Below are 15,923 nucleotides of genomic sequence, written 5' to 3' on the forward strand. Positions count from 1 at the left end.
GCTCCCTTCGATGACAGACCTGCCCGGAACCGCCGCGAACTTCTGCTACCGGCATCCGGGCAGGCAGAGCTTCATCCTCTGCCAGCGTTGCGGCCGCACGATCTGCCCCGACTGCCAGACGCAGGCCGCCGTCGGCGTGATCTGCCCCGAGTGCATGGCGGAGCAGCGCAAGCACGCCCCGCGCACCAAGCCGGCCGTGCTGACCCGGCTCACCCGGTCCTCGCACCCGGTGACGACCACGATCGTCGGCATCACGATGGCGGTGTATCTGCTGCAGTTCGTTCTGGGTGACGATCTCACCAGGATCCTCTGGTACGCGGGCGTCTACTCGTATCCCGGGAATTTCGAGCCGTGGCGGATGCTGACCAGCGTCCTGGTGCACGGCTCCATCTTCCACGTGCTGCTGAACATGTACACACTGTGGATCTTCGGGCAGATCCTCGAGGGAATGCTCGGCCGGGGGCGGTTCCTCGCCCTCTACCTGCTGAGTGGTCTTGCCGGATCACTGGGTGTCCTGTTCCTGTCCGATCCGCGCATTCCGGTGGTCGGCGCATCCGGGGCCATTTTCGGTCTGATGGGTGCGTTCCTGGTCATCCAGAGACGCCTGGGCGGCAACGCGACCCAGCTGTTGATCCTGGTCGGGATCAACCTCGTGATCGGCTTCCTGCCGGGGCTGAACGTGGCCTGGCAGGCGCACGTCGGTGGTCTGGTGGCCGGAGCCGTGATCGGGTTGATCTTCGTTCAGACCCGCCGCATCAAGCAGCAGAGGTTGCAGACGGTGCTGATCACTGCTTTCGGGGCGGTGCTGGGCCTGCTCAGCCTGTCGATGTTCCTGGTCTAGGGGAGCGCTTCGGCGGCCTGGTCACGCAGATAGCCGGCGAAGCCCGCCGGGGCGCGTCCGGTGAGCCGTCCGGAGGTGAGCACCGGAATCAGCTCGGTGCGGATCTCGCTCACCCGGAGGCTGCGCAGGTCGGAGACCAGCCGAACGTCTTCGTGCCCGTCGACGCGGGCGAATTCCCCGGCCTGAAGGTACCGGTCGGCGCGCACGCCGAGGTTCGCGCCATGAACATGGCCGTGCCCCTCGACCAGGCGGTGCTGGGCGTCCCACCGTTCCCGGACGCCGTCGGCCAACCCCTCATCGGGAATCACGGTTCCCAGCACGAGATCGACCGAGTTGCGGGCGAAGGCGAGCTGCGCGGACAGCCAGTTCGGCGGCACGGCGGAGTCGGCGTCCGTCGACGCGATCCAGGTTGCCGAGGTGAAATGGTCCGACGTAGGCAACAGATGCCGGACACCGGTGCGGCGGGCGGCCCCGACGGCCCCACTGTTCGTGCTGATGCTCTCGATCTTCGGCCAGGCCGCGGCGATGGCGGCCGTGCCATCGCTGCACCGATCGAGCACGACCACGACGTCGATGACGGGAGGTGCCTGGCCGGCCACGTCGCCGACCTCCGCGATGGCCTCGTCAAGCGCCGAAAGGCAGCGCGGCAGGAGCTCTTCCTCGTTGCGGGCCGGTACGACGACGACGACCCGGTCGATCGAATCCTGCCGGCTCACGGCACCAGGCCTTCACGTTGGGCGACGGAGCGCGCCGGCGCCGCTTCGAACACCTCGAGCAGGAAATCGCGCTCCCGATGCTGCACCGTGCGCTCGATCCCGGCCAGCCGGCCGAGTTCGGCGTGCACCTGGTCCCCGGTCAGTGGATACTCCGGCACCGGATGCCTCCAGTGGCAGGCCACGATCGCCCCACCGTCCGAGAGGCTGTCGCGGCAGCGCGCGAGCAGCTCGGTCAGTTCTTCCGCGGAAAAATAGTAGCCGACCTCGGAGAGCACGATCAGGTCGAACGAGCCGTCCGGCCAGTCGGCAGGCAGGGTTCGCCGTGCGAAGGTGACGCCTGGGCGGTCGGCCAGCCGGGCGCGAGCCACCCGGAGCGGCTGCTCAGCAATGTCCACTGCGACGACGCTGTCGCACCTGTCGGCCAGACCGGCCGTGAGCACGCCGATCGAGCAGCCCAGTTCCAGCGCCGCCTGGAATCGTGGGCGGGGCAGCGCCGCCAGAGTGACGAAGCGTTTTCGCTCCTCATACCAGCGGGTCTCGAAGCCCCACGGATCGCGCTTTCCGGCGTAGAAGTCCTCAAAGAAGGCTCCGGACAGGCTCGGCCTGGCCTCGGCCTCCGGCCGGGTCTCCGGTTCACTCTCGCTCTGGATGAATGTCTCGTAGCCGCGCTCGAAGTGCGCACTGAAACTCGCCTGGATGATCGGTTCGTCGCCAGGTAGGTCGGAGAGCGGTTGCACCTGGCTGCGATGCAGGGTCATCGCCCGGGACTTGCGCCTGCTGTCTTCGGGTGCAAGGTCCAGAGTCCGCACCGAGACGTGCGACCAGAGCGGGTCGACCGGGGTAGACCAGTGCCAGGCCCAGATCGGGTATTCGAGGAGCCGGATACTTCGGTCTCCAGCCGCCTGGCGGCCTGCCTCGGCCGCCGCCGCGTGGTCCGGGTGGCCGTCGAGACGCCAGGGAGTCACCAGCCAGGTTCCCGGGCCGTCGTCTCCGATGGCGTCGGAGATCGCGCGCGCCGCGTCCTGCAGATGCCCGGCGAGGGATCCGTCGGGAAGTCCGACGAGGCGAACCAGCGCCGTGGGCGCCAGGGCGGCGACGGCGGCGGTCACCTCGAGTCGGCGCAGTGCCACGAGACGAGCGGGGTCGTGCGTGCTGGAGCCGGGGTGGGACGCCTCGCCGTTGGTGAGCACCACCACGGTCACCGGAAGGCCGGCCTGGGCGGCCCGGGCGATCAGCCCGCCGGCGCCGAGGGTCTCATCGTCGGGGTGCGCCGCGACCACGACGAGTTGGCGCAGTTCATCGACGTGCAGTTCCTCCGGTGGGCGTTGTGGCGAGCGGTGCGCCTCCGCCCAGACGTTCTCGGACGTGCCGACCTCCGTGTGCTGGAACGTCACCATGGGGACACCCCCGACTCCCGCAGGCGTCGCCCGAGGGCCGCATCGTCACGTTCGGCGTGGTGCTGGCGAACATAGAGCTGCAGGTCGGCGACGCGGGCGGCATGCCGGGCGTCGAAGGCGAGCGGGGCGGGGCCGAGTGCATGGCCCGCGCGGGTGATCACCGCGTCGACAGTGTGTGCGACCTGGCCGCGCACCCGCGCCGCGAGGAGTGCGCCCTGCTCGCCGCCGGCCTCTCCGGCGTCGATCGCCGCCGCGGCGGCGGCCAGGGAGGTCCCCGCGGCAGTCAGGGCGAGGTCGAGGGCGCCCAGGTGGGCGAGCGCGATCTGATCGGGTTCCCGCTCGAGCACGGACTCCCAGACGCGTCGGGCCAGGCCGACGGCTCCACCCCACCAGCAGGCCGCGACGCCGATCCCTCCCCAGGCGAAGCCCGGCCGGCGGAGGTACCAGCCGTCGGCTCCGACCGGCCGCGCGGCAATGTCCCGGAATTCCACCGGCCCGCTCGGCACGCCGGGGAGCCCTCGGCCCACCCACATATCGGTGCGGGCGGTGATTCCGGGGTCGGCGAGGGCAACCACGAACAGGCGCCGGGTGGTGGGGGAGGTGTGCGCGGTGATCAGGGCATGGCTGAGTGAGCCGGCGAGCGAGCACCAGGGTTTCGTTCCGTCGAGTCGCCACTGTTGGGCGCCGGTCGGTCGCGCGACGAGGCGAGCCCCCGCGCCTTCGGCGGCGAAGACGCCCCAGGTCGGTTCCGTGCCTCCGTCCGCGACCAGCACGGCCGGATCCAGGGCGGCCTGATCGAGGATGGAGAGCGCATCAAGGTGAGCCTCGGCCACTCTGGCCGCCGTGAGGTCCATGGCGGCCAGAGTGGCCAGGGTTTCGAAGAGCCGGAGCGTCTGCCCTGACCCCGGGCGGGGAACGGAGGCGCCGAGGGTGCGGGACAGCTCCAGGGCTCGCGCAGCGTCTCCGTTCACGGCGAAGGCCGCCGCGGCGGTGCCCCGCAGGCCGGATTCCGCTGTTCTCTTACCCGGTGCCGTCAGCCAGACCGGCTCCCGGCTCAAGCCTTGCCGGCCGGCTTGGTCGAGGACTTGGACGTGGGCTTTCGCGGGGTGCGGTTCTCGGCGCTGACCATCCAGGAATACTGCTCCAGCTTCTCGATGAAGGCGTGCAGGATGTCGGCGCTCGTCGGGTCCTCCTCGTCGACCGCGTCGTGCACGGCCCGGATGTTGTCGACGGTCGCATCGAGACGGTCGGTGACGAGGCCGACGGTCTCCGTGGTGTCCACCTCACCGGCCGGGAACTTGGGCAGGTGGGTGGTTGCGGTGACGGTTTCGCTCCGGCCGTCCGGCAGGGCGTCGAGGGCGCGCATCCGCTCGGCGAGCTGGTCGGAGAACAGCCGGGCATCGTCGATGATCTCGTCGAGCTGCAGGTGCAGATCCCGGAAGTTCTTGCCCACGACGCTCCAGTGCGCCTGCTTGCCCTGAACGTGCAACTCAATCAGGTCGACGAGAACGGACTGCAGGTTGGAGCCCAGTTGTGCTGATGCCTTCATAGCGTTGCGCCTCTCTCACACGACGGAAACACAGTTCGGCCGCTTTTCGACCGGTGCCCCCCGTTTGGTTTACACAGCAGCTTAGCCACGGATGCGCGCGAACACCGGGCACCCGAGGGGCGTTGCCGCGGCCAGGAAGTTATCCACAGGTTATCCACATGGGGATAATTACACCGTTGTCATTCTCGGTGTGAGAGGGGCGAATTCAGGGGGAGCGCTAGCGCCAACGCGTGGTCATCAGGAAGCCGACGAAGGCGATCCCGAAGCCGACCATGATGTTCCACGACCCGAAGCTGGCCACCGGCAGGGTGCCCTGGCTCACATAGAACACGATGATCCAGGCCAGGCCGATGAGCATGAAGCCGAACATCACCGGTTTGAACCACACGGGGTTCGGACCGGCCTCACCGGAGCGGACGACCTCGGTGCGGGCGGGCTTCGTTCGGGGATTCGCACGTGACATGCCTGCGATTCTAGCGCCTTTGGCTGAAACCCGACGCAGGCATCCGCCGGGTGGCGCGCACCTCCACGATTAGAATCGAGACCATGTCCGAGCGAGAAGAAATGCCTCCCGCTGAGCCGACCCGCCGAGCCCTGCGCCACCGCGGCCGCCGGGCGCGGGTCAGCGTCGTGGGCGTGCTCGGTGAGTTGCTCATCACCGCCGGGGTGCTCGTTCTCGTCTTCCTCGGCTGGCAACTCTGGTGGAATGACATGGTCATGGCGGGCCAGCAATCCACTGCCGCCGCCGAAATCAGTCAAACCTGGATCGACGCCGACGTCTCCAACCGGGATCCTGCCGCCGCCCCGGAAGTGGATGCTGCCGAAGCGGTGGATTTCGGCGAACCGGTCGTCGCTGAGACAGCGGGGGAGTCCGAATCCTTCGCCGTGCTCTACGTGCCGCGTTTCGGGGCGGATTACAACCGGTCCATCGCCGAGGGGATCGGCAACGACGTGCTCAACAGCTCCCGTTCGGGGATCGGCCACTACCCGGGCACCCAGATGCCGGGTGAGGTCGGCAATTTCGCCCTGGCGGCGCACCGCAGCGCCAACGGCGGCGGGATGCACCGGATCAATGAGCTCCGGCTGGGAGACGCGATCTACGTGCAGACCGCGGACGGCTATTACACCTACCGGTTCCGCGATCTCGAATATGTGGCTCCGACCGCGGTGGATGTCATCGCACCGGTGCCGCACAACGCGGTGGCCGCTCCGGTGGACCGGTTCATCACCCTCACGAGCTGCAACCCACTGCTGTCCACGGCCGAGCGCATCATCGCGTACGGTGTTCTCGAGTCCTGGCAGCCGACATCCGCCGGCCCGCCGGCCGAGGTCGCGGCCGTTATCGACGCCCAGGCCCAGGGCTAGGAGGCCACTATGTACGCTGCGCTCTGGCGGCTTCTACCCGGACCGTTGTGGCTTCGGATCGTGCTCGTGTTCGTTCTGCTGGCCATCGTTCTGTTCACCCTGTCCACCTGGGTCTTCCCATGGGTGGATTCCATTGTCAACAACCAGGAAGTCACGGTGGGACGCCCATGACCCGCATCCTCGTCATCGATAACTACGACAGTTTCGTCTACACGCTCAACGGGTACCTGATGGAACTCGGGGCCGAAACCGTCGTGCTGCGCAACGACGCCTTCGAGCCCGCGGACGCCGCGGCCCGGATTGCGGAGTTCGACGGCGTTCTCCTCTCGCCCGGGCCCGGCAAACCGTCTGACGCCGGGGTCTCCATCGCCATCGTGCGAGCCGCCGTCGATTCAGGACTGCCCCTGTTCGGCGTCTGCCTGGGTCATCAGGCGATCGCGGAGGCCTTCGGGGCCACGGTCACCAACGCCGAAGAACTCATGCACGGCAAGACCAGTCAGATCACGCACGACGGCAGCGACTTCTACGACGGTGTGCCGCAGCCCTTCACGGCCACGCGCTACCACTCCCTCGCCGTGGTCGACGGGACGGTGCCGAGTGAGCTGATCGTCACCTCGCGCACCCAGGGCGGCGTGATCATGGGCCTGCGGCATGTGAGCGCACCGATCCTGGGAGTCCAGTTCCATCCCGAGTCCGTCCTGACCGAGGGCGGCTACACAATGGTCGCCAACTGGCTCGCCCTGGCCGGCCTACCCGAGGCGCGGGAGACGGCGAAGGGTCTCACGCCCATGCTGAAGCTCAGCTGACCGTCGGCCGGGAGCGTGATCAGCCGGCGCAGTAGAACAGCGTGACCTCGGACTTCTGGGGCACATCACCCGGGGCAAGGGACTGTTTGGTCACCGGGGAGCCGGCCTCCAGCGGGCATGTGTCGTCGGGGGTGGGAATGCTGATCAGCTGCAGGTCGGCGCTGTTGAGCAGATCGGTCGCGGCGCTCAGAGCCTGACCCTCCAGATCGGGGAGGGCGACGAGCCCACTCGAAACGATGAAGTTGACCGTCACGCCGGTCTTCTCCATCGAAGCGGCAGCCGGGTCGGTGCGGAGCACCAGTCCAGCCGCGACGTCCGGGGAATTCTCCCGGGTCACCGACCCGGGGGTGAGGCCCAGGTCCGTGATCGTGGTCTGAGCGTCTGCCAGTGGCTGGTTCGTGACATCCGGAACATCGACCGGCTGAGCCCCCGTCGAGATGTACACCCGGATCAGGTCGGTCGGTTGGGCGATCGTTCCGGCGGGCGGGTCGGTGCGGATGACCTGGTCCTTGGCCACGGTGGCGCTGGGCTCCTCGGCACGGATGGCGGCGAGGTCCTGATCCAGCAGGGAGGTCTGCGCCTGGTCGTAGCTGAGCCCGGTGAGAGACGGCACCCGGCGGGAGTTGTCGGGCAGATCACTGCTCGGGGTGAGGCTGAAGGCCCAGATCATCACGGACAGCACGATGACGACGACACTCAGGATGCCCGCCCAGATCCAGATCACGGGCGGCCGGCGCTGCGTGCGCACCATGGACTCGTCCTCGGAGAGCTGCTTGAGGGCGAGCTCGGAGGCGGACGCGGACAGCGGGGCAGCCGCGAATAGGCCGCCACCGGAGTCGTCGGCGCTGTGGAAGACCGGGATCTGGCCGCCGGCGGCCAGATCGACGTCGGCACGGAAATCGACGGCGCTCTGATAACGATCGAAACGATCCTTGGCCAGTGCGTGCAGCACGACGGCGTCGAGGGCGGGGGACACCTTCGGGTTGATCGAGCTCGGCTTGACCGGAGTCTCGCTCACATGCTGGTAGGCCACGGCCACGGGGGACTCGCCGCGGAACGGCGCTCGTCCGGCGAGCATTTCAAACAGGACGACACCGGTGGAGTACAGGTCGGTGCGGGCATCCACCGACTCGCCCTTGGCCTGCTCGGGAGAGAAGTAGGAGGCCGTGCCGAGGATCGCCGTGGTCTGCGCCACCGTCGTCGAGGAGTCCGAGATGGCGCGGGCGATACCGAAGTCCATCACCTTGACCTGGCCGGTCCTGGTGATCATGATGTTGCCCGGTTTGATGTCGCGGTGCACGACACCGGCCCGGTGTGAGTACTCGAGGGCGGTCAGAACGCCGTCGATGATGCGCACGGCCTCGTCGGCCTGGAGCGGACCCTCCCGGATGATGTCCTTGAGCAGGCGGCCGTCGACGTATTCCATCACGATGAACGGGATCTGCGACTCGTGCCCGCTGCTTTCGACGATCGTCTCCTCGCCCGCGTCGAAGACCCGCACGATGGTGGGGTGAGCCATGCGAGCGGCTGCCTGTGCCTCCTGGCGGAAGCGGGTGCGGAACGCCGGGTCGGCGGCGAGGGACGACTTGAGCAGCTTGATCGCGACCGTGCGGCCGAGCCGGGAATCGGTGCCGATGTGCACGTCGGACATCCCACCGCGCCCGATGTGTGCCCCCACACGGTACCGGCCAGCGAGAAGTCGGCCTTCATCAGTCACAGCATTACTCCCAGGTCGCAGACACAGATCTTCGTACTTTAGCGGTAACTCCTCACGCGGCGGCTATCCTGCCGGCGCTGCCGTGACCGTGACCGCGGTCGATGATGCTGAGTAGTCGGATGAGACCTGGCCGCAGATATAGCGGAACTTGACCGTGAAGGTTCCGGCGTCGGGACCCGTGGTGATCGTGGTCGAGGTGGCGTCCGGGCCCAGCGCGCCGGGGGACTCGGCCGCGCCGTCGGCGACGACCTCATAGCCCGACAGGGTCTGGCCGCTGGGGCAGGACTGGGCCGCCCAGCTGACCGTCACCGGGGTGCCGGCGACGGCCGTCGCCGGGGCAACCGTGGGTGCCGCCGTCGGGGCGTCGGGGGTCTCGGCGGCGCCGTAGACCTTGACCGTGATGGTGGAGCCCTTCGTGACCGGGCCGGTCGGGTTCACCTCATAGACGGTGTCGGCGATCTGGTCCTCGGTTGCTGCGGCGTTGCCGGTCTGGACATCCGCGACCAGACCGAGACCGGAGAGCTTGTCGCGGGCCTCCCCACTGGTCAGGCCCTGGAAATCAGCCAGGCTGACCTCGACGGTGGTGACCGCCGGCGCCTGTGTCGGGGTCGGTTTCGGTGTCGCCGTGGGCGTCTTGGTCGGCGTCGGCGTGGCGGATGCCGTGGGCTTATCCACCGGAGTGCTCGGATCGTCCTGTGTGAACAGGGCGATCAGGGTGCCGGTGAGAACGAGGGCGAGCAGCGCGATCAAGGCGATCAGAGGCCAGGTCCACGGGCTGCGCTTCTTCTTCTCCTCGTCGGTTTCCGTCGCGATCGTGGACGAACGCGTCGCGGGCCCACCGGTGTTCAGCACCGTGGTGGCCGCCATACCGGCTGCGCCGGGCATCAGCATGGTCGCTGAGGTCGGCGTGACACCGTTCATGATCGCGGGCACGGATGCCGCAGCCGCCGCGATGTCACCGCGGCGAAGGGCTGCGGCGGCGCGGGACAGGTGCGCGGCCGAGGCCGGCCGGTCGGCCGGGTTCTTGGCCAGGCAGGAGATCACCAGGTTGCGCACCGGCTCCGACACCGTTTCGGGCAGGTCGGGAGCGGTCTCGTTGATCTGGGCCATGGCGATCGCGACCTGCGACTCACCCGTGAAGGGGCGGCGGCCGGCGAGGCTCTCGTAGGCGACGATCCCCAGAGAATAGATATCCGTGGTCGGCGAGGCGGAGCGACCGCTGGCCTGCTCGGGAGAGAGGTACTGCACCGTGCCCATGACCTGGCCGGTTGCCGTCAGCGGCACCTGGTCGGCGATCCGGGCGATGCCGAAGTCGGTGATCTTGACGCGGCCTTCGGGCGTGATCAGGAGGTTGCCCGGCTTGATGTCACGGTGCACGAGGCCCGCGGCGTGGGCAGCGTGCAGTGCGGCAGCCGTCTGCGACACGATGTCGAGGACCTTGTCGGCGGGAAGCACGTGGTCACGTTCGAGGATCGTGGACAGTGCCTCGCCGGGGACGAGTTCCATCACCAGGAAGGCGCTGCCGTCTTCTTCGCCGTAGTCGAACACGTTGGCGATGCCCTCGTGGTTGACCAGGGCGGCGTGCCGGGCCTCGGCGCGGAAGCGCTCGAGGAACCCGGGGTCACCGAGGTACTCGTCCTTGAGGATCTTGATGGCGACCGTGCGGCCGATTACGAGGTCGACGGACTTCCAAACCTCGCCCATCCCGCCAATGGCGATCCGGGACTGCAGTTCGTATCGTCCCCCGAAGGTGAGCCCTGATGTAGGTCTCATTTGTTCAGCACCGCCTCTAGTACCTGCTTTGCAATTGGTGCGGCAAGCAGATTGCCGTACCCCGTCTGGCCCATTCCCCCGCCGTCTTCAACGAGAACGGTGATCGCGTATTTCGGATCCGCCGCAGGGGCGAAACCGGTGAACCACAGTGTGTAGGGCTCGTCTTCGGCGTTCTCCGCCGTCCCCGTTTTTCCTGCCACATCGACCCCGTCTATTCTTGCATTGCTGGCGGCGCCATCCTGGACTCCATTGACCATCATTTGGGTTAAGGTTGCGGCCGTTTCAGCGCTCATCACCCGTTCCCTGGTCTGTGGCTCGAAGACCTGAATCGGACTCAGGTCGGGGGCCGTCACCTTGTCCACCAGGTTGGGGGCCATCAGCACACCGCCGTTGGCGATCGCGGCCGAGACCATCGCCATCTGCATCGCTGTTGCCCGCACATCCGTCTGGCCGAAGGCCGACAGGGCGGTCTGCGCGTCGTCGAGAACGGTGGGGTACACGCTCTGGGACACGTCGAGGGGAATCGAGTAGTCGCTGTTGAAGCCGAATTTCTCGGCCGTTGCGCGGATGGCGTCGTCTCCCAGTTGCAGCCCGAGTTCCGCCAGCGGAATGTTGCAGGACTGCTTGAGGGCGGTCGCGATGGTGACCGTGTCGCCGCCGCCGCACGTTCCGCCGCCGGAGTTGATGACGATCGACGACGACCCCGGCAACTGGTAGGTGGCCGGGTTGGGGAACGTGCTCTCCGGGGTGAACTTGCCCGATTCGAGCGCGGCGGTCACCACCACCAGTTTGAACACCGAGCCAGGGGGGTTGAGAGCATTGATGGACCGGTCGATCAGCGGGTCGGACTCGTCGTTGAGCAGGGCCTGGTAGCTGTCGGTGACCTGCTGGTCGTCGTGCACGGTGAGCAGGTTCGGGTCGTAGCTGGGCTTGGACACCATGGCGAGGACGCGGCCGGTCGCCGGCTCGGTGACCACGACCGACCCGGTGAGGTCGCCGAGGGCATCCCAGGCGGCCTGCTGCGCGACGGGGTCGATGGTGGCCTCGACGGATGCCCCCTTGGGGCTCTGGCCCGTGATCAGGGCGTTCATCTTGTCGAAGAACTGAGCGTCCGAGGTTCCGCTGAGTTCGCTGTTGAGGGCGTGCTCGAGGCCGGTCGGCGCTCCGTTGAGGGGGATGAACCCGGTGACCGGGGCGTAGAGCGGGCCGTTGCTGTAGGTGCGCTGGAACTTGTATTCGTCGTCGGCGGGCATCGACTGGGCGATCGGCTCACCCGCGACGAGGATGGGACCGCGCTCGATGGAATAGCTGTCGTACAGCGTGCGGGTGTTGCGGGCATCCGCGGACAGGCTGTCAGCCTGGAACACCTGCACGATCGTCGTCGAGGCGAGGAGAGCGACGAACATGAGCAGCACGACCATGCTCACTCGCTTGAGTTCACGATTCATCAGACCACCAGCCTGGGTTGGTTGCGCACTGTGTCTGACAGGCGCAGGAGCAGGGCCACAATGATCCAGTTCGCCACGAGGGAGGACCCGCCCGCGGCCAGGAACGGGGTCGTCAGCCCGGTGAGCGGAATCACCCGGGTGACGCCGCCGATCACGATGAAGCACTGCAGTGCGATGACGAAGGAGAGACCGACGCCCAGCAGCTTGCCGAAATCGTCGTTGCCGGCGAAACCGATGCGGAAGCCGCGCGCGACGAGGAGCAGGTAGAGGGCCAGGATCGCGAAGATGCCGGCCAGGCCGAGTTCCTCGCCGAGGCTGGCGATGATGTAGTCACTCTGCGGGACCGGAGTGATTTCCGGACGCCCCTGGCCGAGGCCCGTGCCGACGAGGCCGCCCTTGGCGAGGCCGAAGAGGCCCTGCACCAGCTGGTAGCTGCCGCCGTCGGCCGTGTAGACATCCGGGTTGAGGGCGTCGAGCCAGTTCTGGAACCGGCCGTTGACGTAGTCCAGGGTCTGGCTGGCGACGAGGGCGCCGCCCAGGAAGAGGGACATGCCGAGCAGAACCCAGCTGAGCCGGCCAGTGGCGAGGTAGAGCATGACCAGGAACAGTCCGAAGTAGAGCAGGGCGGTGCCGAGGTCGCGCTGGAAGATGATGACGGACATGGACAACGCCCAGACCACGAGGATCGGGCCGAGGTCGCGCAGGCGCGGGAACCGCATCCAGAGGAACTTCTTGCCCACCATGGAGAGGCTGTCGCGGTTGCGCACGAGGTAGCCGGCGAAGAAGACCGCCAGGGCGATCTTCGCGATCTCACCCGGCTGGAAGGTGGCGAAGGAGCCGATTCCGATCCAGACGCGCGCTCCGCTGACCTCGCGGCCGAGGCCGGGCACGAGGGGGAGCAGCAGCAGGGCCACACCGACGAAACCGGCGATGTAGGTGTACCGGAACAGCACTCGGTGATTGCGGATGATCAGCAGCACCGCGATGGCGCAGCCGATCGCCAGGGCGCTCCAGATGGTCTGGCGCACGGAGGCGCTGGACAGGCCCGTCTCCTGGTTGGCCAGGTCGATGCGGTAGATCATGGCGATCCCGAGGCCGTTGAGCAGGGTGGCGATGGGCAGGATGAAGGGGTCGGCCTCGCGGGCCACGAAGCGCAGCACCACGTGCATGCCCAGCACCATCACCGAGAGGCCGGCGCCGAGCAGGACGAGGGTGGTGTCGATGCGGCCGAGCGCGCCGAGCTGCACGAGCACGACGCTGGCGGCGTTGATGCCGCAGGCGATGAGCAGCAGGAACAACTCGAGGTTGCGCAGCTTCTGTGGCAGATGCAGGCGACGCACGCGGGGCGGGCGCGCCGGCGCATCCGTCGTCGTTGACCGGTTACTGGACGCTGGCATCTTGAAGCCGTTCGACGATGAGCATGGCGTCCGCGAGGGACGTTGCGCTGATGGTTTGTTCGACCTGCTGCCGGTCGTAGACCCGCAACTCGGACAGTTCCAGGTCGGTGTCCTCGTAGACGGAGGAGAGGGAGAGCGGGCCGAGGTCCTGCTGCACGCCCTGGAAGATCGCGACCGTGCTGCCCTCCACCCCCACGTAGTAGCGGCTCTGGGTCCACTGGTAACCGAAGAACCCGGCGCCGACGATGGTCAGGACCAGCAGGGTGATGCCGACCAGCCAGGTGACCTTGCGCCGGCGTGCACGGCGGTTGTCCTCTTCGATCAGCTCGGAGAGATAGTCCTGGGAGTCGGGCTCGAAGTGTGTCTCCCGCACGGGGTGCAGGCGCAGGCTGGACATGCGCAGCGCCCGACCGCGGGTGGGCTCTTCGCCGAAGGCCAGAGGGGCGGATGCCGACCCGACCATGACGGGGGAGTCGACCCGGTCGACGGGCGAGCCGATGTCGACGACGACGATGGTGACATTGTCGGGCGCCCCGCCGTCGAGGCTTTCCTTGACCAGGCGGTCGGTGACGCCCTGCGCGTCGAGAGGGCTGAGCAGAGCCGCGGCGATGCCCGTGTTGGAGACCACGCCGCTGAGGCCGTCGGAGCAGATCAGCCAGCGGTCGCCGGCGAACGTGGCGAGGATCGAGGTGTCGATCTCCGGGGACGACTCGACGTCGCCGAGCACCCGCATCAGCACGGAGCGGCGCGGATGCACCATGGCTTCCGCCTCGGTGATGCGGCCGCTGTCGACGAGGCGCTGAACGAAGGTGTGGTCGATCGTGATCTGCGACAGCTCACCCTCACGGAGCAGGTAGATGCGCGAGTCGCCGATGTGGGCGATGGCGACCTCGTCTTGCAACACGATGATGGCGCTGACGGTGGTGCCCATGCCGGTGAGTTCGGGGTGCTCGAACACCGTCTCGGCCAGCTGCGAGTTGGCGGCGATCAGTGCGGCCTGCAGGGCGAACTCGGCGTCTTGCGGCGACTGGTAGTCCCGGTCGGCTTCCGTGATGCGCTTGGTGGCGATCGCCGAGGCGACGTCGCCGCCGGCGTGGCCGCCCATCCCGTCGGCCACCAGGAAGAGATGGCGCCCGGAATAACCGGAGTCCTGGTTGTTGGACCGAATCTTTCCAACGTGGGACGCGGCCGCGCTGTGACTGACTGTCGCCATGCAGCTACCGCCGGAGCTCGAAGCTGGTTGCGCCGATCTTGACCGTGGTGTTCAGCGGGACCGGCGTGGGGACCGCCAGGCGGTTGCCGTCGAGGAAGGTGCCGTTCGTCGAATCGAGGTCCTGGATCATCCATTTGTCATGCCAGAGCATCAGGCGTGCGTGGTGGGTGGACGTGTAGTCGTCACGGATGACGAGGCTGGAGTCGCCGGACCGGCCGATGGTGATCGAGTCGCCGGTGAGGGGGAACTCGGTGCCCGCCTTCGGGCCGGAGGTGATCACGAGGCGGGTCGCGTTCTGGCTGGTGGCCTTGTCGTCCACGTCCGTGAACGCCGGACTGGGCCTGGCTGCGAACTGCTCGGTGGGCGCGGATGCCGCGGCCGCGGGGGGCAGGGTGACAGGGCTCTGGAACGCGGCGGGCACACCGACCGGTGCACCGGCATCCGGCTGCATCTTGCGTGCGCGGTGGCCGAACAGGTCGCTGCGAAGCGCGTAGACGATACCGAAGATGAACAGCCACAGCACCAGAAGGAAGCCGAGGCGCAGCACCAGCAGGGTGAGTTCGCTGACGCTCATGCGTTGGGCCCCCAGAATCCGTCCATGTCATGCCGCTCGCGGCCGCCGTCGCGCCGACGCTCGCTGACGGGCTCGGACGACGACGAGGCCTGCGCGATGACGCGGAAGACGATGCGGGTGCGACCGATGGTGACGACGGAATCGGGTTCCAGGATCGCCTGCTTGACCGGCGAACCGTTGAGCTGGGAGCCGTTGGTCGAGCCCAGGTCGCGCACCTGGGCTCGGGAGCCGTCCCAGAGGATCTCGACGTGACGGCGGGAGGTGCCGGAGTCGTCGATGGTGATGTCGGCGTCACTGCCACGGCCGATGACGGTGTGCGACTGGGTCAGGGGGTAACGCTTGCCGTTGACTTCGACCACGGGGATCCAGGCGACGCTGCCCTTGATGGTGCTGGAGTCGATCTGGACCATTCCCTCACTGAGGCCCCGGTCGGCGGAGAGGCTGATGGAGACGCCGCCGGCGAACTGGTAGCGCTGATCCCGGCCATGCTCTTGCACGAGTGAGGTGAGTTCGTCGAGGAGGGTCTGACCGAGGGCGGACATGCGCTGGAAGTCGGTGTTGCTCATCCGAACCGTGAAGCGATTGGGCGCGAGAATGCGATCGCGGGACACAACCGCCGCTTTCGTGTCGAGTTCGCGACGCAACGCTGAGGTGATTTCCACCGGCTGCAGCCCCGACTTGAAGGTCTTGGCGAACGCACCGTTGACGGCACGCTCGAGACCCTTTTCAAAACTATCCAGAATGCCCACAGGTCTCCCGATCCGATCCTTTCGGCTATGAGCATGTTACTTGTCTCAAGTGTTAACTCACCCGCCGGGCAATACCCGGCAAGGGTTGTCATCCTACGGGAGCGAGTCCGTGTCGCCACTTCGGGGGCATTTTCCTGTGCGGTCGGGGATGCCCGCCACGCCGTGCAGCCCTGTGTTTCGCGGGGCCCGTCTGCCTCGAATGGCGGAGTGCCCTCGGAAAGTGCTAATCTTCCTAAGTTCGCGCGAGTGGCGGAATTGGCAGACGCGCTGGCTTCAGGTGCCAGTGTTCGAAAGGACGTGGGGGTTCAAGTCCCCCCTCGCGCACAGTGAACAAGATGGGTTGATTGCCAACAACCCAATCGGACAGAAAGGCCCCCG

General features: G+C 67.5%; 16 protein-coding genes and 1 tRNA gene. 5 read left to right on the forward strand and 12 right to left on the reverse strand.

The features are described from left to right. The first annotated feature begins 10 nt into the window (after positions 1–10). Entirely contained in the window at positions 11–841 is an 831-nt protein-coding gene (locus AC0J5J_RS10350) for a rhomboid family intramembrane serine protease (protein WP_474897871.1), read from the forward strand. Here the strand turns inward: AC0J5J_RS10350 and AC0J5J_RS10355 are convergent. The 5 genes from AC0J5J_RS10355 to AC0J5J_RS10375 form a co-directional block, all read right to left on the reverse strand. Then, complete coding sequence (locus AC0J5J_RS10355; RefSeq protein ID WP_134424604.1) at positions 838–1,557, reverse strand: glycosyltransferase family 2 protein; 720 nt, start codon at positions 1,555–1,557, stop codon at positions 838–840. The two genes, AC0J5J_RS10350 and AC0J5J_RS10355, sit on opposite strands and share 4 nt — an antisense overlap. Beyond that, entirely contained in the window at positions 1,554–2,954 is a 1,401-nt protein-coding gene (locus AC0J5J_RS10360) for a PIG-L family deacetylase (RefSeq protein WP_474897873.1), read from the reverse strand. Before AC0J5J_RS10360 ends, AC0J5J_RS10355 begins: the two co-directional genes overlap by 4 nt. Further along, on the reverse strand, positions 2,948–4,012 hold the full coding sequence (locus tag AC0J5J_RS10365; RefSeq protein WP_474897875.1) for an acyl-CoA dehydrogenase: 1,065 nt from the start codon (positions 4,010–4,012) through the stop codon (positions 2,948–2,950). The genes AC0J5J_RS10360 and AC0J5J_RS10365 overlap by 7 nt, the downstream gene beginning before the upstream one ends. Beyond that, entirely contained in the window at positions 4,009–4,503 is a 495-nt protein-coding gene (locus AC0J5J_RS10370) for a Dps family protein (RefSeq protein WP_134424601.1), read from the reverse strand. Before AC0J5J_RS10370 ends, AC0J5J_RS10365 begins: the two co-directional genes overlap by 4 nt. 217 nt (positions 4,504–4,720) lie before the next feature. Further along, on the reverse strand, positions 4,721–4,966 hold the full coding sequence (locus tag AC0J5J_RS10375) for a cell division protein CrgA (RefSeq protein WP_134424600.1): 246 nt from the start codon (positions 4,964–4,966) through the stop codon (positions 4,721–4,723). A gap of 83 nt (positions 4,967–5,049) precedes the next feature. On the opposite strand from AC0J5J_RS10375, the gene AC0J5J_RS10380 reads away from it, so the two are divergent. From AC0J5J_RS10380 to AC0J5J_RS10390, 3 genes are read left to right on the forward strand one after another with little or no spacing between them, the layout of a single operon-like run. After that, positions 5,050–5,868, forward strand: a complete 819-nt coding sequence (locus tag AC0J5J_RS10380; RefSeq protein ID WP_474897877.1) for a class E sortase — start codon at positions 5,050–5,052, stop codon at positions 5,866–5,868. 9 nt (positions 5,869–5,877) lie between these two features. Further along, a complete protein-coding gene (locus tag AC0J5J_RS10385) occupies positions 5,878–6,039 on the forward strand; it encodes a DUF4175 domain-containing protein (protein WP_166785507.1) in 162 nt (53 codons plus the stop codon). Next, a complete protein-coding gene (locus tag AC0J5J_RS10390; RefSeq protein ID WP_134424598.1) occupies positions 6,036–6,674 on the forward strand; it encodes an anthranilate synthase component II in 639 nt (212 codons plus the stop codon). The genes AC0J5J_RS10385 and AC0J5J_RS10390 overlap by 4 nt, the downstream gene beginning before the upstream one ends. Before the next feature lie 19 nt (positions 6,675–6,693). Here the strand turns inward: AC0J5J_RS10390 and pknB are convergent, their stop codons facing one another. From pknB to AC0J5J_RS10425, 7 genes are all read right to left on the reverse strand, one after another. After that, positions 6,694–8,325: a Stk1 family PASTA domain-containing Ser/Thr kinase gene (pknB, locus tag AC0J5J_RS10395; RefSeq protein WP_474897879.1), complete on the reverse strand. Its 1,632-nt coding sequence runs from the start codon at positions 8,323–8,325 to the stop codon at positions 6,694–6,696. Between the two features lie 129 nt (positions 8,326–8,454). Then, positions 8,455–10,164 carry a serine/threonine-protein kinase gene (locus tag AC0J5J_RS10400; RefSeq protein WP_134424596.1) on the reverse strand — a complete coding sequence of 570 codons (1,710 nt, stop codon included), beginning with the start codon at positions 10,162–10,164 and terminating at the stop codon, positions 8,455–8,457. Further along, a complete protein-coding gene (locus tag AC0J5J_RS10405; protein WP_134424595.1) occupies positions 10,161–11,612 on the reverse strand; it encodes a peptidoglycan D,D-transpeptidase FtsI family protein in 1,452 nt (483 codons plus the stop codon). Before AC0J5J_RS10405 ends, AC0J5J_RS10400 begins: the two co-directional genes overlap by 4 nt. Further along, positions 11,612–13,009, reverse strand: a complete 1,398-nt coding sequence (locus AC0J5J_RS10410) for an FtsW/RodA/SpoVE family cell cycle protein (RefSeq protein WP_134424594.1) — start codon at positions 13,007–13,009, stop codon at positions 11,612–11,614. Before AC0J5J_RS10410 ends, AC0J5J_RS10405 begins: the two co-directional genes overlap by 1 nt. Then, the gene (locus AC0J5J_RS10415; protein WP_134424593.1) at positions 12,993–14,222 is read right to left on the reverse strand and encodes a PP2C family protein-serine/threonine phosphatase; all 1,230 of its coding nucleotides are present in this window, start codon (positions 14,220–14,222) and stop codon (positions 12,993–12,995) included. The genes AC0J5J_RS10410 and AC0J5J_RS10415 overlap by 17 nt, the downstream gene beginning before the upstream one ends. Positions 14,223–14,226: 4 nt before the next feature. Beyond that, positions 14,227–14,796, reverse strand: a complete 570-nt coding sequence (locus tag AC0J5J_RS10420; RefSeq protein WP_474897881.1) for an FHA domain-containing protein FhaB/FipA — start codon at positions 14,794–14,796, stop codon at positions 14,227–14,229. Next, a complete protein-coding gene (locus AC0J5J_RS10425; protein ID WP_134424591.1) occupies positions 14,793–15,545 on the reverse strand; it encodes an FhaA domain-containing protein in 753 nt (250 codons plus the stop codon). Before AC0J5J_RS10425 ends, AC0J5J_RS10420 begins: the two co-directional genes overlap by 4 nt. 240 nt (positions 15,546–15,785) lie before the next feature. On the opposite strand from AC0J5J_RS10425, the gene AC0J5J_RS10430 reads away from it, so the two are divergent. Continuing rightward, positions 15,786–15,869, forward strand: a tRNA-Leu gene (locus tag AC0J5J_RS10430). The last annotated feature ends 54 nt before the right edge of the window (positions 15,870–15,923 follow it).

The organism is Cryobacterium sp. TS_SC_7 (assembly GCF_056156285.1).